The organism is Vibrio qingdaonensis, assembly GCF_026191675.1.
GTDB classification, from domain to species: Bacteria; Pseudomonadota; Gammaproteobacteria; order Enterobacterales; family Vibrionaceae; genus Vibrio; species Vibrio qingdaonensis.
This window is the reverse complement of sequence record NZ_JAKRRY010000001.1, coordinates 254,714-274,797: the sequence shown is the minus strand read 5'-3', so window position 1 is coordinate 274,797 and position 20,084 is coordinate 254,714. Positions and strand designations below refer to the sequence as shown.

At 44.3% G+C, this 20,084-nt stretch carries 24 protein-coding genes and 3 tRNA genes; 16 read left to right on the top strand and 11 right to left on the bottom strand.

Translation table 11 applies throughout. The features are described 5' to 3' along the window. Positions 1–38 precede the first annotated feature (38 nt). Complete coding sequence (locus MD535_RS01240) at positions 39–1,700, top strand: AMP-binding protein (protein WP_265673081.1); 1,662 nt, start codon at positions 39–41, stop codon at positions 1,698–1,700. Between the two features lie 109 nt (positions 1,701–1,809). On the opposite strand, the gene metA is transcribed toward MD535_RS01240, so the two are convergent. After that, entirely contained in the window at positions 1,810–2,751 is a 942-nt protein-coding gene (gene metA / locus MD535_RS01235) for a homoserine O-acetyltransferase MetA (protein ID WP_265673080.1), read from the bottom strand. Between the two features lie 194 nt (positions 2,752–2,945). Here metA and MD535_RS01230 point away from each other — a divergent pair, with 194 nt between their 5' ends. The 3 genes from MD535_RS01230 to MD535_RS01220 all read left to right on the top strand — a co-directional run bounded on the left by MD535_RS01230 (position 2,946) and on the right by MD535_RS01220 (position 4,225). After that, the gene (locus tag MD535_RS01230) at positions 2,946–3,317 is read left to right on the top strand and encodes an ATP-binding protein (RefSeq protein WP_265673079.1); all 372 of its coding nucleotides are present in this window, start codon (positions 2,946–2,948) and stop codon (positions 3,315–3,317) included. Between the two features lie 138 nt (positions 3,318–3,455). Then, positions 3,456–3,893, top strand: a complete 438-nt coding sequence (locus MD535_RS01225; RefSeq protein WP_265673078.1) for a DUF3859 domain-containing protein — start codon at positions 3,456–3,458, stop codon at positions 3,891–3,893. After that, the gene (locus MD535_RS01220) at positions 3,872–4,225 is read left to right on the top strand and encodes a ribosome recycling factor family protein (protein ID WP_265673077.1); all 354 of its coding nucleotides are present in this window, start codon (positions 3,872–3,874) and stop codon (positions 4,223–4,225) included. The genes MD535_RS01225 and MD535_RS01220 overlap by 22 nt, the downstream gene beginning before the upstream one ends. 112 nt (positions 4,226–4,337) lie before the next feature. On the opposite strand, the gene MD535_RS01215 is transcribed toward MD535_RS01220, so the two are convergent. Further along, positions 4,338–5,444, bottom strand: a complete 1,107-nt coding sequence (locus tag MD535_RS01215; RefSeq protein ID WP_265673076.1) for a M20/M25/M40 family metallo-hydrolase — start codon at positions 5,442–5,444, stop codon at positions 4,338–4,340. A 103-nt stretch (positions 5,445–5,547) separates the two neighbouring features. Continuing rightward, positions 5,548–6,522 (bottom strand): DMT family transporter, encoded by a 975-nt coding sequence (locus MD535_RS01210; RefSeq protein ID WP_265673074.1) that lies wholly within the window; start codon positions 6,520–6,522, stop codon positions 5,548–5,550. A gap of 95 nt (positions 6,523–6,617) precedes the next feature. Between MD535_RS01210 and MD535_RS01205 the strand changes: the two genes are divergently transcribed. Continuing rightward, positions 6,618–7,526, top strand: a complete 909-nt coding sequence (locus MD535_RS01205) for a LysR family transcriptional regulator (protein WP_265673073.1) — start codon at positions 6,618–6,620, stop codon at positions 7,524–7,526. A 124-nt stretch (positions 7,527–7,650) separates the two neighbouring features. On the opposite strand, the gene MD535_RS01200 is transcribed toward MD535_RS01205, so the two are convergent. Beyond that, positions 7,651–8,361 (bottom strand): glycerophosphodiester phosphodiesterase family protein, encoded by a 711-nt coding sequence (locus MD535_RS01200; RefSeq protein ID WP_265673071.1) that lies wholly within the window; start codon positions 8,359–8,361, stop codon positions 7,651–7,653. 189 nt (positions 8,362–8,550) lie between these two features. Here MD535_RS01200 and MD535_RS01195 point away from each other — a divergent pair, with 189 nt between their 5' ends. Further along, the gene (locus MD535_RS01195; protein WP_265673254.1) at positions 8,551–9,315 is read left to right on the top strand and encodes an MBL fold metallo-hydrolase; all 765 of its coding nucleotides are present in this window, start codon (positions 8,551–8,553) and stop codon (positions 9,313–9,315) included. Here MD535_RS01195 and MD535_RS01190 read toward each other — a convergent pair. After that, positions 9,299–9,847: a lipocalin family protein gene (locus tag MD535_RS01190; RefSeq protein WP_265673070.1), complete on the bottom strand. Its 549-nt coding sequence runs from the start codon at positions 9,845–9,847 to the stop codon at positions 9,299–9,301. The genes MD535_RS01195 and MD535_RS01190 overlap by 17 nt on opposite strands. Positions 9,848–10,000: 153 nt before the next feature. Between MD535_RS01190 and MD535_RS01185 the strand changes: the two genes are divergently transcribed. The 4 genes from MD535_RS01185 to MD535_RS01170 all read left to right on the top strand — a co-directional run bounded on the left by MD535_RS01185 (position 10,001) and on the right by MD535_RS01170 (position 11,155). Continuing rightward, positions 10,001–10,669 carry a DUF2726 domain-containing protein gene (locus MD535_RS01185; RefSeq protein WP_265673069.1) on the top strand — a complete coding sequence of 223 codons (669 nt, stop codon included), beginning with the start codon at positions 10,001–10,003 and terminating at the stop codon, positions 10,667–10,669. A gap of 159 nt (positions 10,670–10,828) precedes the next feature. Continuing rightward, positions 10,829–10,905: transfer RNA gene (locus MD535_RS01180), tRNA-Val, on the top strand. A 48-nt stretch (positions 10,906–10,953) separates the two neighbouring features. Then, a tRNA-Val gene (locus MD535_RS01175) sits at positions 10,954–11,030 on the top strand. Between the two features lie 48 nt (positions 11,031–11,078). Then, positions 11,079–11,155 (top strand) — tRNA-Val (locus tag MD535_RS01170). 23 nt (positions 11,156–11,178) lie between these two features. Here MD535_RS01170 and flhB read toward each other — a convergent pair. From flhB to MD535_RS01140, 6 genes are read right to left on the bottom strand one after another with little or no spacing between them, the layout of a single operon-like run. After that, the gene (gene flhB, locus MD535_RS01165; protein ID WP_265673067.1) at positions 11,179–12,342 is read right to left on the bottom strand and encodes a flagellar biosynthesis protein FlhB; all 1,164 of its coding nucleotides are present in this window, start codon (positions 12,340–12,342) and stop codon (positions 11,179–11,181) included. Beyond that, positions 12,335–13,114: a flagellar biosynthetic protein FliR gene (fliR, locus tag MD535_RS01160; RefSeq protein ID WP_265673066.1), complete on the bottom strand. Its 780-nt coding sequence runs from the start codon at positions 13,112–13,114 to the stop codon at positions 12,335–12,337. Before fliR ends, flhB begins: the two co-directional genes overlap by 8 nt. A gap of 4 nt (positions 13,115–13,118) precedes the next feature. After that, on the bottom strand, positions 13,119–13,388 hold the full coding sequence (gene fliQ, locus MD535_RS01155) for a flagellar biosynthesis protein FliQ (RefSeq protein WP_265673065.1): 270 nt from the start codon (positions 13,386–13,388) through the stop codon (positions 13,119–13,121). Beyond that, positions 13,385–14,128 carry a flagellar type III secretion system pore protein FliP gene (gene fliP / locus MD535_RS01150; RefSeq protein ID WP_390902878.1) on the bottom strand — a complete coding sequence of 248 codons (744 nt, stop codon included), beginning with the start codon at positions 14,126–14,128 and terminating at the stop codon, positions 13,385–13,387. The genes fliQ and fliP overlap by 4 nt, the downstream gene beginning before the upstream one ends. A 20-nt stretch (positions 14,129–14,148) precedes the next feature. Further along, the gene (locus MD535_RS01145) at positions 14,149–14,499 is read right to left on the bottom strand and encodes a FliM/FliN family flagellar motor switch protein (protein WP_265673063.1); all 351 of its coding nucleotides are present in this window, start codon (positions 14,497–14,499) and stop codon (positions 14,149–14,151) included. A gap of 46 nt (positions 14,500–14,545) precedes the next feature. Further along, positions 14,546–15,313 (bottom strand): FliM/FliN family flagellar motor switch protein, encoded by a 768-nt coding sequence (locus MD535_RS01140; RefSeq protein WP_265673062.1) that lies wholly within the window; start codon positions 15,311–15,313, stop codon positions 14,546–14,548. Positions 15,314–15,491: 178 nt separating this feature from the next. On the opposite strand from MD535_RS01140, the gene MD535_RS01135 reads away from it, so the two are divergent. The 6 genes from MD535_RS01135 to flgG all read left to right on the top strand — a co-directional run bounded on the left by MD535_RS01135 (position 15,492) and on the right by flgG (position 20,026). Next, positions 15,492–15,839: a flagellar basal body protein gene (locus tag MD535_RS01135; RefSeq protein WP_265673061.1), complete on the top strand. Its 348-nt coding sequence runs from the start codon at positions 15,492–15,494 to the stop codon at positions 15,837–15,839. A gap of 86 nt (positions 15,840–15,925) precedes the next feature. Further along, a complete protein-coding gene (flgC, locus tag MD535_RS01130) occupies positions 15,926–16,354 on the top strand; it encodes a flagellar basal body rod protein FlgC (RefSeq protein WP_265673059.1) in 429 nt (142 codons plus the stop codon). A gap of 76 nt (positions 16,355–16,430) precedes the next feature. Continuing rightward, entirely contained in the window at positions 16,431–17,096 is a 666-nt protein-coding gene (locus MD535_RS01125) for a flagellar hook capping FlgD N-terminal domain-containing protein (protein ID WP_265673058.1), read from the top strand. Positions 17,097–17,258: 162 nt separating this feature from the next. Beyond that, complete coding sequence (gene flgE, locus MD535_RS01120; RefSeq protein WP_265673057.1) at positions 17,259–18,491, top strand: flagellar hook protein FlgE; 1,233 nt, start codon at positions 17,259–17,261, stop codon at positions 18,489–18,491. A gap of 3 nt (positions 18,492–18,494) precedes the next feature. After that, on the top strand, positions 18,495–19,229 hold the full coding sequence (locus MD535_RS01115; RefSeq protein ID WP_265673056.1) for a flagellar basal body rod protein FlgF: 735 nt from the start codon (positions 18,495–18,497) through the stop codon (positions 19,227–19,229). Positions 19,230–19,240: 11 nt separating this feature from the next. Beyond that, positions 19,241–20,026, top strand: a complete 786-nt coding sequence (gene flgG, locus MD535_RS01110; RefSeq protein WP_265673055.1) for a flagellar basal-body rod protein FlgG — start codon at positions 19,241–19,243, stop codon at positions 20,024–20,026. The last annotated feature ends 58 nt before the right edge of the window (positions 20,027–20,084 follow it).

Here is a 20,084-nt window from a genome sequence, read left to right as displayed (position 1 = left end):
CTACAGTATTGGCGAAGAAATTAAGTGGTGGCGCAAGAATGACTTTTGAAAAAAAACCATGGTTAAATACCTACCCAGATGATGTGCCAGAGAACGTCAACATAGACCGTTTTCCAAACATCAATGCGCTGTTTGAGCGCTCATTTACAGAATTTGCCGATAAGACTGCCTTTATCAATATGGGCCACTCTCTAACCTACAGAGAGTTAAATGAAAAAAGTGACGCCTTTGCGGCGTACCTGCAGTCGACGCTAGGTGCAAAGAAGGGCGATAGAATTGCCTTAATGATGCCTAACTTACTGCAGTATCCGATTACCATCTTAGGCGCATTAAAAGCAGGTTTAGTGGTAGTTAATGTTAACCCTCTCTATACACCTAGAGAATTGGAACATCAGCTGAGAGACTCTGGCGCGACCATCATTGTTGCTGTCACCAATTTTGGTGATAACTTGCAAAAAGTCGTCGCGAAAACCAGTATAAAACACGTAATTTTAACCAGTATTGGTGATGCGTTGGCGCCCCATAAGCGAACATTAGTCAACTTTGTGGTGAAATACGTGAAGAAAATGGTGCCTAAGTATCATTTACCTAGCGCGATTTCTCTGCGTCGCGTGTTGACGGAAGGTAAGAAGCTAGACTTTAATCCACCGAGCATAACAAGTGATGATTTAGCGTATCTACAGTATACCGGTGGCACAACTGGTTTAGCGAAAGGGGCGATGCTGACGCATCGAAACATCATCGCCAACGTATTACAGGTGTTTGGTCATTTTGGTCCGCGTACGGCTCAAGAGCAAGAACACGCCGTCACACCTTTGCCTCTTTACCACATCTTTGCCAATTCGGTGAGTATGATGTTGATGATGTATATGGGTGGCACAAACTTATTAATTACCAACCCAAGAGATCTGGATTCTTTTGTTAATGATCTCAGTAAATACCCATTTACGATGGTGTTTGGCTTAAATACTCTGTTCGCTGCACTCAACAATCACGCCAAATTTAAACAATTGGACTTCTCTCATGCCGAATTCACCATCGCTGGAGGGATGGCAACACAAAAGCATGTCGCCGATGAGTGGCAAAAAATCACCGGCATGCCAATTATTGAAGGGTACGGTTTAACGGAATGCTCCCCAGTAGTGGCGGGTGGTATTCATACTCAGCAATGTTTTGTTCCTGCCGTTGGTGTCCCGTTACCGAGTACAGAATTACGCATTGTGGATGAACAAGGTAATGAGCTAGGTATCAATCAGGTCGGGGAAATTCAGATCCGTGGCGATCAAGTGATGAAAGGTTACTGGAAGCAGGAAGCTGAGACTCACGCGGTGCTCACGGATGACGGTTGGCTGTATTCTGGCGATATTGGAAGAATGGATGAACGTGGGGTTTTCTTTATTGAAGACCGTAAGAAAGACATGATCCTAGTGTCTGGATTTAATGTATTCCCGACGGAAATTGAAGAAGTTGCCACGTTACACGCAAAAATTGTTGAAGCTGCTGCTATTGGCGTGCCAGACGATGTCGCAGGCGAAAGAGTAAAGTTGGTGGTCGTCACCAACGGACAAGTGACAGTCGAAGAGATCAAGAAGCACTGTCGACAGCATTTAACCGGCTACAAAATACCGAAAGTAATCGAATACCGAGATTCATTACCAAAAACCAATGTTGGTAAAATCTTACGACGAGAGCTGCGATAAGTCAGTCGCGGGAATGCAGAATTAGAAATCCCTAAAGATGTGCGTCTTTAGGGATTTTTTCTATGCTAGCCGTGGTGGCTTAATGCTAACCATGACTCAATTAAGAACACTAGTCAGTCACGGTAAAATTGTCCGCGCTGAAGTGATCCAAATCGTACGGTGTTTGCTGATAAACACAGTAGTTCAACCAGTTGGCAAATAGCAGATGTCCATGACTACGCCAGCTGGCACAAGGCTTGTTATCTGGGTTATTGTTGGGGTAATAGTTAACCGGAATCGCCGGCTCCATTCCCTCGCCAAGATCACGAACATACTCGTTATGAAGAGTCAGTGCATCGTATTCCGGATGACCAGTTACAAATACGTTTCGTTTATCTTTTGTCGCTGCTAGGTACACACCAGCGACGTCAGATGTTGCGAGAATGTCGAGGTCGGTGTGTTCTTCTAAGTACTCAACCGAGAAGTCTGCATAACGTGAATGTGGCGCAAGAAACGAGTCATCGAACCCACGTAGCACAGGGTGATAGGGCTGGTGGACTGAATGGTGATAGACACCAGATAGTTTTTCTTTACGTGTCCGTTTTGGCAAATTATAAAGCAGTTTTAATCCTGCTTGAGCTGCCCAGCACACATAGAGCGTTGAGGTCACATGCTTGTTTGCCCAATTCATAATGGTTTGTAGGTGATCCCAGTACATGACATCTTCAAACTGAACTAAGCCAAGAGGTGCGCCTGTGATGATTAAACCATCGAAATTACGGTTTTTAACCATCTCAAATTGGCGATAGAAATTGTCGAGGTGTTCTGTTGGTGTGTTTTTACTTGGGCGATCGTCAATGCGCAGTAGCTCTATATCCACCTGAAGAGGGCTATTTGAGAGTAGTCTTAAAAATTGAGTTTCCGTTTCAATTTTTTTAGGCATGAGGTTGAGGATGAGCACTTTAAGCGGGCGGATCTCCTGAGAAGATGCACGAGTTTCCGGCATGATAAAGATGTTTTCTTCACGAAGTACATCGGATGCGGGCAGTTGGTCAGGAATCTTAATTGGCACAGCTTACTCCCTAAGCTAATTGGTGTTTTGGACGTCTATACATCTAAAGTTAACTGAAACATGTAGTCTTGTCGACCGTTAATTGGTACCAAGTCGACCACAACATTGACTTACGCGAGATTTCCCCCTGATGACGAAAGTAATTTCTGTATAATGAACCGAATATAACCGCAGCGTGTAATCATTGGATTATTGTGACGAAATTGATATTAATTCGGGGTTTACCGGGTTCGGGTAAATCAACCTTGGCGCAGACCCTATCAGCCTTCCATATCGAAGCAGATATGTTCTTTGTGGATGACTGTGGTTTGTACCAATATGACGCGTCTCGTATTGAGGAGGCGCACCTTTGGTGCCAGGGTCAAGCTGAACAACAACTGTCGCTTGGTAACGACGTGGTGGTTGCCAATACGTTTATTCGTCGCTGGGAAATGAAAGCGTATCAACAGATGGCGATACGCCATAATGCAGAGATTGAAATTAGAGTGTGCCGGGGGCGTTATGCCAATATCCATGGTGTAGAGCAAGCTGTGATTGATAAAATGCAACGTCGCTGGCAAGACTAAGTCGTTGCATTTTTTTAATCGCGAAGCAGCTTGATATTAAGCGGCGAGTTCGCTATTGATGATAAGCAATAAGCAATAAGCAATAAGCAATAAGCAATAAGCAATAAGCAATAAGCAATATGAAATAGGAAAAGATAGATGGCAAAACGCTCACCAATTGTTGAAATGACGTCATATGGTATTTACTCTACGTGGGATTCTAGCGCGAAAACATTGCCGAAAATTCAGGAGTTTACGACTAACGTTACCGCCGATGAACAGGTGGAGTTTGGTTTCACTGTGAACATCAAAAAGGCCAAAGGCGAGCGAATTCAGTTTTGTATTTTCCATCCCGGCATTGTCGGTAAAAAAGGGCAAGTATTAGAGCCTTTTGATGGGGAAGAACACATCAATAGTAATGATTGGGACTTCTATTTAGGCGATACGATTCAGTTGCTCCATCCAACAGAGGGACTAGAAAGCAATTTGGGTGAATGGAAGATGGAAATGTCGTTACAAGGCAAAGTCGTCGCGGAGAAAAAATTCAAAGTGATGGCGAGAGACGAGGGGCAGTTTTGGAAAAATCGCGGCTTCTAGTGACCATTCGGCTGAATAGCTTTGTACATAGAGTCGATGATAAGCAACGTTTAATCCAGCTCGCGAGTGATCTGAAGTGTCAGTTGAAGCGTATCCGACGATCTCGAAACTGGACATTAATTGGCAACCCCCAATCATTGACCCGCTTCGCTCTTGAATCTGATGTGGGGTGGATTGCTGTGGCGGTTGATAAAGTGTTGGCAGAGTATAAGTCACCTATTCAGCAGGTGTTGGAGCAAAATCCCGATATTACCGTGGCTGAACTGATGCATGAATCTGGTTGTAGCTTGGTAGAGGCACGAAAAGCCATTGATGAGTTTGAAGGGTTGTAGAAACGAACAATTCGACCCTGTAAATAATTCTGAGCGTATTCTTCTTTGTGATTTGGATTTAAGGCATAAAAAAGCCACTCCGAATTCAGGGAGTGGCGTCAAAATACGTACTCTATGCTGTAACGTAAGCAATCACGAAGTCAGTGATTTTTACCATGTCATCAATCGCAATGTATTCTTCAGTGGTGTGTACTTTCGCCATACCTGTTGAAAGGTTGACGGTGGTTAGCCCTTTCTTATTGAAGTTATTTGCATCACTACCGCCACCCGTGTGTTTGGTGGTTGCTTCAATGCCATTCTTGGCAAAGGCTGCTTTTACTTGCAGTACGTGTGCATCATCTTCTGCGATAACAAAGGCGTTGTAAGCACGTGTTGATTCGATCTCAACCGTCGCGCCGAACTTTTTCGCTGAAGCTTCGAACGTTGCAATCATGTGCTCAACTTGTGCAGCCAGTTTGTCACCGTTCAAAGAACGTGCTTCGGCGATAACAGTGAGTTCAGGCATTACGATGTTTGTTGCCTGACCACCATTGATCATACCGATGTTTGCCGTGGTTTCTTCATCAATGCGCAGTAGCTTCATGTTCATGATAGCATCGGCAGCAACACTCGCTGCGCTAATGCCTTCTTCAGGAGCAAGACCAGCGTGAGCGGGGCGACCGGTGATTTTTGCAATGATTTTCTGTTGCCCTGGTGCGCCAGTTACAATGCTACCAATTGCGCCGCCTGTATCTAGAACAATGGCTTTGTCAGATTGGATGAATGACATGTCGAAGTATTCAGAGCCAAACAAACCACCTTCTTCATGAACGGTGAAAGCCACTTCAATCGTTTTGTGTGCAACGTTTTGCTCTTTTAGGCATCGAACGGCTTCCATTACGGCAGCGATACCAGATTTGTCGTCTCCACCAAGGATCGTGTTGCCTTTCGAGCGAATAATACCATCTTCGATGATTGGCTCGATGCCAATACCAGGAGAAACGGTATCCATATGGGCGCTAAAAACAATGCTGCCTTCTAGGGTGCCTTCAAGTCGACCGTACACATTAAAACCATTGGTGTACTTCTCTGGGACGGGAAGTTTGCTAACGGTAAATCCAAGCTCCCCTAGCTGTTCAGATACTGCTTCTGCGATGGCTTTTTCGTTGCCAGATTCACTGTCGATTTTTACAAGTTCAAAGAAATGGTTGACCAAACGGTCCGTATTTACATGGGTCATAGAATTCTTTCAGGTTTAGAACAGGGAGGATTACTTTACACCCTATGTTTACGTGCTAGACCTGAGATAAATCAAAAAAACCGCCGCATTTCAGATTTATTGCTTAGTTTTGAGAGGATTTTTGCTTAGAAAATTGGTAACACGCGGCCATTGTAGTAGAAACAATCAATATGCTGCCTCCCCACTGCAAAAGCGTGAGCACTTCACTTAGAAAAAACACCGAAAATAGCAGTCCAAATAATGGTTCGGTTGCCATGAGTAATGAAGCATGACTGGCACTTAGAAATCTCACGGAGTAATTCTGTAGAAAAAATGCCAGCAACGTACAGGCTAGTGCAAGGTATAAAAGATAAAGGGTTTCTTCTAGCCCAAATAATGAGAGCATCTGCATCGTTTGGGTGGCGTTATAATTGTAAATAATGAGTCCAAGCATCGACATGGTGACGACGGTGAGCTGAATGAATGTCACCAATTCTAAACTTAGCGCCGAATCACTCAATGCTTTGCGGCAAGCCACCACCATAATCGAGCGTAGGATGGCTGCGGTCAGTATCAGAATGACACTGTCGTTAAGGACTATGTCGTTAAGGTCTATGTCGTTTAGGACAATGGCATGCCAATTGGTATTGGACGCTAATACGATGCCTATTACCCCTAACAAGCAGTACAAGTAGAGAGACACGGGAAGTATTGTTTTTAGCCAAAGACGTTCTATAAACGGGGTAAAGAGCACACAAAGGCTTATAAGTACGGCAACTTCACTTGCTTGCGTTAACATTACGGCCCACGTTTCGGTAATGAAAATACCGGTAAGAATGAAACCGGTCGTCATGCCTACCGTTAGGTAGCGACGAGGAGAGACGAAAAAGTCCGCCACCACATTTTTTCTAACAAGAATCGATCCGAGTACTAGGCTACTTATAGCAAAGCGTGCAAATAGAAGTTGTTCTAGTGGCATTAGGGTCAGTAATTTCTTTGATACCCCATAGCTCGTTCCCCACATGACGGAAACGAACAACAGTCCCAATATGGCAATACTTGATGGTAGTCCATATGCATAATGTCGGCTAATCTGCATTTGTCTGATATTCTTCCGTTAAATAACACTGTGCTTATGCTAACTTATGAATAGCGAAATAATAATATCTCCAGTAGTCAAAGGAGTGATGACCAGTGGACACAAATAAATTGATGGGTCTCTTACCCGACATTGCCGCGTTTGTCGTTGTTGTTGAATCAGGAAGTTTTACGGCTGCCTCACAACGTCTTGGTGTGACGCCATCTGGGGTGAGTCGTCAGGTGAGTCGGCTTGAGTCGGCGCTGGCGACCGATTTACTTGAAAGAACGACACGAAAGCAGGTCACCACAGATGCTGGTAAGGCCGTCTATGAATTTGGGAAAAAAATCATGGAGGCAGCCACTGATATTTCAGTTATCACAAGTCAAGGTGACCAAGAGATAACTGGCGAGTTGAGGATTGCCGCCCCAAAAGCCTTTAGCCGTCATATTTTGGAACCGCTGCTGCTGTCGTTTTTAAGGCAATGTCCCAAGGTCAAATTGAGGCTATTTGTGAGTGATGATTTTGTTGATCCGTTTGGTCACAATTTAGATATCGTCTTTGAGTTGACACATTCACCGCGTGAAAATCTTGTCGCCAAGAACCTAGGGAACATTAAAACAGTACTATGCGCGAGCAAAACGTATTTGCAATCAAATGGTGTACCATTTGAACCTAACCAGCTATTGCAGCATCAGTGCTTATTCTTAAACGAATCACCTAATGACAATCAATGGGTTTTTACTCGTGATGACGATGTGGTGAAAGTACAAGTCGATGGGCGCTTTAGTGTGAATCATTCAGAAATGCGACTAAATGCGGTACAACAAGACTTTGGTATAGGGGTATTTCCGGAGTTTGTTGTTCGGGAAGCCCTGCTGAAAGGAGACGTACTTCCGGTACTGCCTGATTGGAAAATTAACTCACGGTATCAGGGGCTCGTGGTGATGCAGTTTCCACAATCCAAATATATGCCAGCACGTCGGCGAGCGTTTATCGACTATATAGTGGACGCGATGGCATAGTGGACGCGATGGCAGAGCCGTCGACGTAGCAAGTAATAGAATGCTCTGGGGTGTGAGATGAAGCGCATGTCGTGATGAAGGCGCTTCATTATCGTGATTGTGGCCGTCGAATTGAGTAAAACGTTTAACGAGTAAAACGTTGAGGAAAATCGCTAAAAATACCGTCAACGTAATCACGCAGTTTGAAAGATTTTGGATTGTTGACGGTATAACACCAAATAGATACCTGTTTTCGCCTTAATGCTTGTACATGCCGTTGGTTCAGCCAGCGGTAGTTTAGGTGGCAGCTATAGGCTTCCACGTCGTCGATCAATCGAAGTAATTTGTTATTGAGTCTGTTTCCCAATACACCTAGTTTGATTCCCAGATTAGCCGAGTAGAGCGCTTGCATGACGCTGGCGCTAAAACTGGAAAGGAGCAGCTGTTCGCGGTTGATAGCGCTAGCGGCAAGATCGCGTTCAAGTAACGATACAACGTGATGGGCATCATGTGTGTCTATCTTGATTTCCAGATTGACGCAAAGCTGGTTCTCATCGCAATACTGCAACAGCGCCTTTAACGTTAATATGGGCTCTGCTCGATATTGTTTGTCTTTCCATGCGCCAAAATCGAGTTGTTGTAACTGCGCCAGTGATAATTTGTCGACACGACCGTGTCCATTGCTGCAGCGATCAACCGTATGATCGTGACAAATCACAAGAATGTCGTCCTGAGTGGGCTGTACATCCACTTCAATCCAATTCAAACCCAGTCGTTTGGCTTCCCTGATACTAATTAAGGTATTCTCCGGGTGGGTTCCTGCAACACCACGATGTCCAGCCACAATTAAGCTCATAGATTAATCCTGTTTCTTTTTACGCTTGAGCTGCGTCAGTCAATGGGATCATTCTATGGCTTAACTCAATGAACGACAATTGAAAATACGCCGCAACGATAGGTGGGGGTATTCGAGGATGTGGTTATGTTGCGAATTTGTAAATAAAAGGCTATCTTATCGAAAGAGATTAGACCAGTTGAAGTCATGATGAAAATACATAACATAAAAGGCTATATTCAACAGATATACTTAGTTGAATATCCAGATAAATTGTTACTGCTTGATGGTGCAAGCCGAGCCGACGTTAGCACTATTTGCCACTTTATTACTAAAGAGCTGACTCGTCCATTGACTGACCTAAAAGTCGTGGTGGTCACTCACATGCACCCTGACCATGCAGGCGCAGCCAATCGCCTTAGAGCACTTTGTGGCTGTGATATAGTGTCTTCTAACGAAACCCATCAATGGTATCGAGGCATTGACGGATTTTTCATGCACCTTGCTGATCTTTCATTAGCGTGGTGGATGGCGAGTCGTATGGGGAAACCACGAAAGAATTTATGGTATAAAAAGTCGCTCACTCCACAGTTTGGTGTCGTAGATGGTGATCGGATCCCCAATTTTTCGGATTGGCAGGTCATTGCAACGCCCGGTCATACCGATAGGGATATCTCTGTTTACCACGCAGGGCAGGCGGTTATTTACGTGGCGGACCTTATGGTGCAAGTTAAGCAAAATTTGGTGGCACCATTTCCAGTTTTTCACCCTAATCAATATCGAGCGTCGATTAAGAAAGTGTATCAACTGAATGCGAAGCAAGTGCTGTTAGCGCACCGCAGTCCGGTCACCTTTGATCAAAAAGCCATGGAGCACTTGTTGGATACGGCGCCAAGAACGCCAGTGACTCACTGGCGGGTGGTTAAAATTAAAACCAAAAAGCTATTGAATGGATTGTCTAATCGTTTTTCTTGATCTGAGCTTTGTCTTGCTTTGGAAAAATGAGTGAGTCGGTATCGAACCCCGCTTTATTTGCTTTTTGAATATAGTTGTCTAGTGCTTCTTGGGGTAGGGTTGGAGTTCGGGAAAGAAGCCAGAAGTAATCCAAATTGTAGCCACTCACTAGTGCTACCGAGTAGTCGTCCTCAAGATAGTAAACGACATAACTACCATAGAAAGGCCCAAAAAAAGACACCTTTAGATGGGCGATATCTGGTGTATCGACGAACTTAGCTTTCCCTTCTGCTTCGGACCATTCATTGTCTTCACGGTTCCAACCACGATTGACGACTTTTACTGAGCCATCTTTGTTAATGGAGTAAAATGCGGAGACATTATCTAAGCCGCGCTCAAAGCTATGATCCAATCGAGCGACTTCGTACCATTGTCCGAGATAGCGATTAAGTTCAAATTGGTTAATGGGCTGTACGGTGCTCGGCATACCAGTACAAGCGGTCAATAGCACCATCATGCTAAGCATCATGAATTTACGAATGTGAAGGTCCATCTACGTTTCCTGATTGAGAATACTTCTTTGATTATAAATGTTTATTTGAAATATCAACGATCAAACTCGACAAATATTGCATAAAACTGGTATTACGCATACTCTCGTTAACGGTCTAAAAGTCAGAGTTGGCTACAAAGGTAATCACAATTAATGTTTGAAATATTTCTCGTTCTTGCAATGCTGGTCGGTTTGTTCTTTGTCGCGCTTAAATTTTTCGTTAAACAAGAAGATACCAAAACCTATCGATATAAAGCGAAAGGACCCATCTTATCGGCGCCTCAAACCGCATTTTATAATGCATTAAGAGAAGCGGTAGGCGAGCATGGGTTGATCCTTACGAAAGTCAACCTTTCCAATGTGGTTACACCGACCCAAACGGCCAATAAAAAACAGTGGTACATCGCCAACAACGTGATAGCAAAAAGCTACTTCGATTTTGTTATTTGTGACCCACGTACGCTGCAACCTCGCGTGGTGATTGAATATGATGATGGTCAAAAGTTGCACCAGGGGAAGATAGAACGTCAAAAACTAATTATACAAGTCTGTAAATCTGCGGAACTGCCGTTGATTGGTGCAAGTGTTAAAATGAGCTACCAAGTGAGTAAATTACGCCGCCTTATTGGAGCGCACATTGATCTTATCGAGCCAGAGAAAGAAGTTCGGTTCTGTAAACGTTGTGGTAGTCCAATGAACATCAAAACGGCAACGCAGGGCAATTTGAAAGGTCGTCGATTCTTCACCTGCAGTCGCCAGCCATTATGTCAGTACACAGAAAATTATAATGTTGTGTTTGAAGACGACCCTGAACGTCCTTAGTGACCACTGAGAAAATGGAAAAGAGTTGTATTTTCAGGGACAAAAGCACAAAAACAAAGCGAACTGGTGATATAAGCGCCAAACAACATCAAAAATACAAAAATGTGCTTGCACAGCCCAATATCTCTCGTTAATATCTTCCTCGTTCTAAGGAATAACGCCCGCTTAGCTCAGTTGGTTAGAGTACTTGCATGACATGCAAGGTGTCACTGGTTCGAGTCCAGTAGCGGGCACCAAATCCTTAAGTTTACCTTTTAGGTAAGCCGTTAACAGCGTAACAATATGCCCGCTTAGCTCAGTTGGTTAGAGTACTTGCATGACATGCAAGGTGTCACTGGTTCGAGTCCAGTAGCGGGCACCATATCTTTAAGTTTATCTTTTAGGTTCGCGGTTAACAGCATAACAATTTGCCCGCTTAGCTCAGTTGGTTAGAGTACTTGCATGACATGCAAGGTGTCACTGGTTCGAGTCCAGTAGCGGGCACCAAATTCAATACAAAAAAGCCCACTTTATGTGGGCTTTTTTGTATCTGCAGAATCGTTGATATCAGACCATTCTTTCGGTATATAAAAAGCGGGCAATCGTGCTGGCTTAGTTCTTTTCCCTTGTCGCCACTGCTTGAGTTGATTGACATAAGTTAGGATGTGCGCGACGGCGACAAATAATTGGTTCGGTACCATTTGGTCTATTTGTGTGGTGCGATAAATTGCGCGCGTCAGTTCAGCACTTTGTATGACTTCTACATGATGCTTCGTTGCTAATTTCTTGATATAAATCGCGACATCGTCTCTACCTTTCGCCACGACGAAAGGCGCTTCTGCCTGCGATAGGTCATAGATCAGAGCGACAGCGTAATGCGTTGGGTTGACCAAAATGACGTTAGCTTTAGGCACTCTCTCATTAGCATTTCTTTTTGCGTTCTGTATTTGAATTTGTCGAATGCGCGCTTTGACTTCGGGTCTCCCTTCTTGCTCTTTGTGCTCATCCTTCACTTCTTGCTTAGTCATTTTCATTTGCTTGGTAAACTCGTGGCGTTGGTAAGGGAAATCTAACAAGCCAAATAGCAACACGAGAAAAAGTAGATAGCTTAAGTACTCTACGGTAATGGAAGAGATGGAAAGTACGACTGTATCAAAATGCGATCCAATTAAATTGGTAATAACAGAGATGTAGCGAGAAATTACCCAGTACAAAAGCGTGAAGAATAGCGTGACCTTAACGCTGTTTTTCGCCAGTTCAACCAGAGATTGGCTGGAGAATATGCGTTTCAACCCTTTAATGGGGCTTATTTTTTCAAACTTCGGTACCAATAAGGAAGGGCTAAAAACCCATCCACCAAGCAATGTAGAACCAATTACCGCAGCGATAGCTTGATAAATTAACAAGGGGAAAAAGAGCATAATCATGCCAAACAAAGCACTGCCGAGTAGCTCTATAGCGGAAATAGGCTGGTGGATGTCATTAATGGTAAACTGGAAGCATGCTAAGAATAACTCGACGAATGTCTGTTTAATGGTTTCTAGGCTCGCAATATAGTAGCCAACGACGCAAATCAGTGTGACGGAGGATACGAACTCTTTAGCACGGGGTATTTGCCCTTCATTGCGTGCTTTATTGAGTTTGTGGTGACTGGGTTGTTCGCTTTTATCGCCAGAATCTTGATTGTCAGCCATTGGGTAGCCTTAGCATATAAAGCAAATGGTCGTTGAGCTCAATGACCAGATCGAAGTAATGGTCTCCAATCCCTGTCAATGAAGCCATCAGAGCAAAGAGTCCAAGTAACATTGTCATTGGAAACCCTAGAGCGAAAACGTTCAGTGCTGGTGCTGCTTTATTCATTAGACCAAAAGTAATATTACTAAGTAGCATTACAACAATTGCAGGTACCGCAACGAGTAAGCCGGTTGCGAACATCCATGACACCATTTTAAGTACATATTCTATGCTGTTGAATGGAAAAACTGAGTCCAGAGGCCAAAAGTGAAAGCTTTGTTTAAAGACGTAAAGGATAACAAGGTGGGCGTCTAAGGACAGAAAAAGTAACATAGCAGTGATAAACATAATTCTTCCAATAATCGCAATGCTCACACCATTGGCCGGATCATTCATGACAGCCATTGCCAGCCCCATTTGCATAGAAATGGCTTGTCCTGCCACTGAAAAGATAGTGAAAAATATCATTACGGCGAAGCCAATTAAAAATCCGAAAATTAACTGATATAAGGTAAAGATAAGGGTGTCGATTGAAAATGGGTTAAACGCGGGAACATGGTGAATAAGAGGCGCGAGCAATAAGGAAAAGAGGAAGGCAAACAGTACTTTTACGCGAACCGGAATAACCTTATCTCCAAAAAACGGCGCGATAATAAATAGCCCGGTTAACCGAACAAAGGGCCACCATAATATGCCGAGCCACTGAGTTATGTCGGTAAACGTCACGGTCATAACATTAGCCAATTTCACTTGGAATGGCGGTAAAAACGAAGATAAAAAGGTCGCTGATTTCTTGAATTAGCCAGTGGCCAGCCAAAATAATGGAGAGTAATGTCACCAAAAGTCGCGGTAAAAAGCTCAATGTTTGCTCGTTGACTTGTGTTACCGCTTGGAAAATAGCCACAACTAAACCAACAATTAAGCTTGGTAAAATGAGCACAGAAACCATTAAAATAATGACCCAAATAGCTTGGCTAACGAGTGTGACAGCTTGTTCTGGGCTCATGCGCTAATCCAAAAGCTACTCGCCAAGCTGCCCATTAATAGGCCCCAACCATCCACTACAACAAAAATAAGCAGTTTAAAAGGAAGCGAAACAATCAGTGGTGATAGCATCATCATCCCCATGGACATGAGTACCGAGGCGACAACCAAATCTATGACCAAAAATGGCAAAAACAGCATAAACCCAATCTGAAAAGCAACTTTGAGTTCGCTAAGTAAATAAGCGGGGAGCAAAATGAGAAACGGAATCTCCTTGTCAGTGGCCAGTGCTGATTCACCAGCAATTTTTGTCACTTGCTCTAACGCTTTACGTTGAGTTTGATCCAACATATATCGGCGTAATGGGACCTCTGCAATCGCAATAGACTGTTCCAGCGTAATTTCATCTTGAGAGTAAGGGAGGTACGCTTTATCGTAGATCGAAGTCCAGACGGGTCGCATGATCAGCAAGGTGAAAATGAGGGCAATTCCGACCAACACTTGATTGGGAGGCGTTTGTTGTAAGCCCAATGCTTGTCGAAGTATCGCAAGAACAATGACGATGCGGGTAAAACTGGTGCACATGATGACGAATGCAGGAACAAAACTTAACATCGTCATTAGGATTAAGATCTGCAATTTGACGCTGTATTCATTCCCTTCGGAGGTTTGAGATTCGGTAAGAATGGTCAGCGCTTCAGCATGCACTGTATTCGGCATTAGGGCGAGCGATGCGCCTGCGATAAAGTATGTGAGTATCATCATCCTTGAAGGTACCTGCATTACTGGATTGGTTTCTTCGTGATACTAAGCAGCCTGACACCGTACTGACCATTTTTGGCGACAATTTCTCCTGTGCCAAACGCTGTACCGTTAATTTTAATATCAACAGGCTCACCTTCGTGTTTCTCTAGCATAATGACATCGCCAGATTTTAGGCTGAGTAGTTCGTCTAGGATCAACGTTTTCCTCGCTACTTCAACGGTTATGTCGACAGGAATGCTCTTAAGTAGCGTGACGTTATTAATGCTTTGATACGACGAAGTTTCTGGTTCATCGTCTTCGAGATCATCAAGATCTAAGTCGCCTAAATCGGGAAGTTCATCATGCAGATTTAAATCGTCAGTGGACATAGTATTACCCTCGTGCGTGTTATCGTTTGCCTCGTGCCTGTTATTGTTAGCCATCAATAATTACTCCTAATTCAGAGTCAATAGCTTGTATTTTCCCAATAAACGTCGGTTGACCATTGACTTTAACCTGTAAGGTTTTACAAAGAGTGAGTGGGATGAAATGCCCCGGTTTAAGCTGTGATACCTCATGCATCGAGCACTGTCCCTTCATCAGCACGCAGCCTAATTCCACGGGTTGATAACGTAACGTGTTTAAAATTTCATCACTATCGAAGCTTTCGTCGTTGTTAAGTAGCGAACGAAGTTTTTTAACGTATTTGCTGTCAATCATGATGGTGATAACAGCCTCACATCCATCGAAATTGAAAGTCACAGAGACGCCAATATCAGAAGGTGGATGATCAGTGTGTTCCACCGCATAATGCCCAGCATCTGCAGTGAGAATGTTGGTAATTGCCATGGCAAGTTTTTGGAATAATCTGTGATGGGTTTGAGTGAGGACTAGTGGCACCTTCTTATTTTTTTTTGTGTTTTGAGGAGCATGATTATTTAAATGTTGGTGCAGTAATAAGTCGATGGTCTCGGGGGCAGTGTAGAAAAAAACATGACCAAATTCTTCGATATGCAAAACGGTTTGAATGTCGTCTTTGGAAGCGCTAGACGCTGAGGCAAAGTGCGTGCGTACGTGTTTTCCCGAGAAGTTAAATTTAAAAACATCCACGAGTTCATTAGAGAAGTGACTCGTATGTTTAAGCAAAAACTTACGCATTTTTAAATTGGGATTACCAAATTCAGTCAACGATATTTTATTCATGTCAAGTCCATATTGCTTGTTTTTTGACGCGGTCTCAAGTTTGACACGTCGATTATTCCTAACTATAGGTTATAGCAACCTCATTTCAATGTGGTTTGATTAGGAATTGAGGATGAGTGGTAATAACAATAAGGGTCTGAGTGCATATTGTGCAACAGTGACCTGAGAAGGCTAGGATATGATTCACTTAGACAAAGCATTGGGCGTGCATCCTGAAGTGGTGCAGTTTCGATTAGACCGAGCCGCGGTGTTAAGTTCAAACATTGCCAATGTAGATACACCAAACTACAAAGCAATGGATCTTACGTTTAACGCTGTTTTAAGCGGAATTGGTTCGACCAAAGCATGGGCTATGGACAGCAGCATGCAATATCGCATACCCGTTCAACGAACCCGCGATGGCAATACCGTTGAGTTGGAAACGGAGCAGGCTCGCTTTGCCAAAAATGTGATGGACTATCACCAAAGTTTGGCATTTTTACAATCAAAGATTAATGGCTTGAAGTCAGCGATTAAAGGGCAATAGTTACCGACTTTCGTACGGGTGTCGATTCGTACTCGAGGTACTCAGTAAAAGCGACGATTATGTTAAACGACTAAGGTAGGGAAACCATGTCATTTTTAGGGATCTACGAAACGGCTGGCTCAGCAATGAGTGCGCAAACCGTTCGGTTAAATACCATTTCTAGTAACCTTGCGAATGCAGATTCTGTATCTGGCGATCCGGCTAAGGTCTATAAACCCCTTAAACCTATATTTTCAGCGATTTATAACCAGTTCGATGCACAAGAATCTCATCGTAATGGTGTCGTGCCCATTCGAATTGCCGATGTGGTAGAAGTCTCCTCCATGATGGAAGGGCGTTATGAGCCAAATAATCCATTATCTAACCCAGAAGGCTACGTTTACTACTCTGGAATCAATGTAGTGAATGAGATGGCCGACATGATCTCCGCGACACGCTCTTTTGAAGCGAGCGTCGAAGTGCTAGGGAATGTTAAGTCAATGCAGCAATCGTTAATGGGCTTGTGGCGTAACTAGTCGCTTGAGACTTTAAGACCTTGAGACCTTGAGACCTTGAGACCTTAAGACTTTGACAATAACCAAGGAATGGCAGATGACAACCATTAATGGCGCGGCGCAGGCAACCACTATCGAATCGGCATCAACATCGCCACCACAAAGTAACCCGAACAGCGCAGGGGCGCTGAAGAATGAATTTATTACCTTGATGGTGGCTCAGATTGAAAATCAAGATCCGTTGAATCCCACAGACGGTACGGAATATGTGGCGCAACTGGCACAGTTTTCTCAAGTGGAAAGCTCTGAGAATTTGGTGCAGCTTATGCAAGCGAATACGACGATGTTGGATAATTTGCAGGTGCTGAGCACCGCCGCGTTAGTGGACAAAACGGTGACGGTTAAAAGTGACCAACTTATTGCTTCATCGAGCAGCCGCCATCAGGGGTATTTGGATCTCACCCTTTCCTCGAACAATGTGACAATTGAGCTTATCGATGCCGTCGGCAATGTAAAAGCGTTACCACTGGGCGCTCATCCAGCAGGTCGAGTGGACTACGCCTTTGACGCCGATAACTTGGGTTTAAATGGCGTGTACCAGATGCGAGTGCAATTGGATCAGGGGCAGGAATATCAACCTGCAATTTACCAACAAGGTAAAGTTCAACAAGTCACTACACCCTTGGTCGGGGGAACGAGTCAGATAGACGTGACGGGAGTGGGGCAAGTTGCGTTTTATGATGTGGCAGCGTTTGCTCAGTAGATTGGTTATTGATTTGAGTAACAGTAACGGAGTAATCGAGGAAATTAGTCAATTTTAGGTTTGGTCTTTGACCAATATTTGTAAGTAAGGTGATGGCTGTCGTTCTCCACGAGATGATGTCTGGGTGGAGATAGCCTCTTTTAAGATGAAGAGGAAGGCACAATGAGTTTTAGTATTGCATTGAGTGGGCTAAATGCCTCGAACTCAGAGCTAAATAGTATATCCAATAATATTGCGAACGTATCCACCACGGGGTTCAAAGAATCACGAACAGAGTTTGCTTCTGTTTATAGTGGTAGTGAAGCGGGTGGTGTTGAAGTGGTCGGCGTATCGCAAAACTTTGAAAAAAGTGGCACGGTGACAGGGACCGGACGCTCGTTAGATATGGCACTGTCTGGTAACGGTTTCTTTGTTCTAGAAGACAGCAAAGGGCAAACCTTGTATACGCGCTCTGGTATATTCAACATGAATGCCGATGGCATGATTACCGCCAATAACGGTGGGTCATTACAAGGTTATTCCGTTGATGCTAATAATAATTTATTGCTTGGCTCGGTCGGCTCGGTTCAAATCAGTACCGCATCCTTACAAGCTAAGGAGTCGGACAGCGTCGAGTTTGTCGCTAATCTAGATGCCAGAGAGGCCGCGCCAGCATTGGCATTCGACTATAGCGACTCGTCAACTTACAACCATTCTTATACCACGCCCGTTTATGATTCTTTGGGCAATCCTCATACCATGAGCCAGTACTTTGTGAAAACGGCAGCCAATGATTGGCAGGTACACGTATTGGTTGATGGCCAAGCCATTGATGGTACAGACAACTTAATACCCGCCGGCGCTCCAACCACGACCGATACTGCAACATTTTCGTTTAACGCTGACGGTACTATTGATGCTGCTGGGACAACGGTTTACCCGATTACATTTAATCCTGCGAATGGCGCCAACAGCGTGACGGTTAATGTTGATTTGTCATCGGTCACGCAATATGGCAGTGATTTCGTCGTATCCAAAAATAGCCCCAATGGTTACACCTCGGGTGATTATGCCAGTGTGCGAATGGAAAACGACGGTCGTATTTTTGCAACTTACACCAACGGGCAATCTCAGTTGCAGGGCCAAGTGGTGCTTGCCAACTTTGCATCACCTCAAAACCTCATTAAGACAAGTGATACCGCTTGGCTGCAAAGCTTTAGTTCTGGGACTCCAGTATTGGGAACCGCAGGCAGTGGCGTGTTCGGTGACTTAACGTCAGGGGCGCTAGAGGGTTCAAATGTTGATCTCACTTCAGAGTTAGTGGCGTTAATGACAGCGCAGCGTAACTATCAAGCCAACACGAAATCGATATCGACGTCTGATCAGCTCACCCAAGCACTTTTTAACGTGGTGTAGATTATGAACCCCATTTTATTTAGTGCCGCCAAAGGGGCGGAACGAACCATGTTGGCTCAGCATGTTCGAGCCAACAATTTGTCCCATGCCGACACCATTGGTTTTAAAGCCTTGATGGAGCATTCGACCCCAATGAAGTTGGAGGGATCAGGCTTTTTAACTTCAGTTACATCGCGTAGTAATTCCGCCATTAATAATTTTGCTCAGGGCGAAGATATTCGCACTGAGCGGCCACTGGATGTCGCCATTAATGGTGAGGGGTTCTTTGCGCTGCAAGGGCTAGAAGGCGAGCCTAATGAATTGTATACACGAGCGGGAAACTTTCGCTTGGATGGCGCAGGGCAATTATATCTTGGTGAGCGACGGGTGATGTCTACCGATGGCCCGATGATCTTTCCTGATTTTGAGTTTGTCAGTGTGAGCGCAAATGGGTTGGTATCTGTCACGCCTATTGGTGGAGAGGCGTCATTGGAAGTGGGTTCATTAAAAATGGTGAAGCCAGATACGGCCGATATGACGATGCATGCCAGTGGTCACTTTGTTGCCAAAAATGGCGAAGAACTCGATGAAGACTTTACCGTTCTGGTTCGCTCCGGTTATTTAGAAGCGAGTAACGTGTCAAGTTTGGAAGAACTGGTCAGCATCATGTCATTAACTAGGCAGTATGAAATGCAAATTGAAGTTATGGCATCTGCGGATGAAATTGCTCAAATTGGCAATCAGTTACTTAAGGCTTAAGGAAGGTCGATATGCACAGCGCATTATGGATATCTAAAACAGGGATGGCGGCTCAAGATGCAAAAATGACCGCTATTTCCAACAATTTAGCGAACATCAATACGGTTGGTTTTAAGCGAGACCGCGTCGTGTTTGAAGACCTATTTTATAGCGTGGACAAACAAGCAGGAACGGAAACCAGCGAACTCAATGAACACCCAACAGGGGTGCAATTAGGTAACGGTGTGCGTGTGGTTGGCACAGAGAAAGTCTTCACGCAAGGCAGTATTCAAAATACTAATCAGCAGTTTGATCTTGCCATTTTGGGTGATGGTTTTTTCCAAATAGAAAATGCTGATGGAGAGTTACTTTACACCCGAAACGGGCAATTTCATGCTAATTCAGATGGTCAACTGGTGAATACGCAAGGTTATCCGCTGATCCCTGAAATCATTATTCCACCAGAAGCCACCTTAGTCAGTATTACCGCCGATGGTGTCGCAACGGCAACGATTCCGGGGCAAGTTAATCAAGAGGCTTTAGGGCAAATTACCATCGTGAAATTTATGAACCCTGCTGGTCTTTCAGCGCAGGGGGGCAATTTATTTTTAGAAACAGAAGGCTCGGGTGAAGCGGTAGAGCTAGTCGCTGGGACCGAAGGCTCTGGGCAGCTAAAGCAGGGCGCACTCGAAGGCTCCAATGTTCAAGTTGTCGAGGAGATGGTAGACATGATTGCGACGCAAAGAGCGTATGAAATGAGCGCAAAAATGGTCAGTGCCGCCGATGAAATGCTGCAATATATTGCGCAGCAAGCCTAGATAGCTCAGTAAAGGTGAAGATACGGTTAGGGATGATTACGATGCGACAGACGCAAGT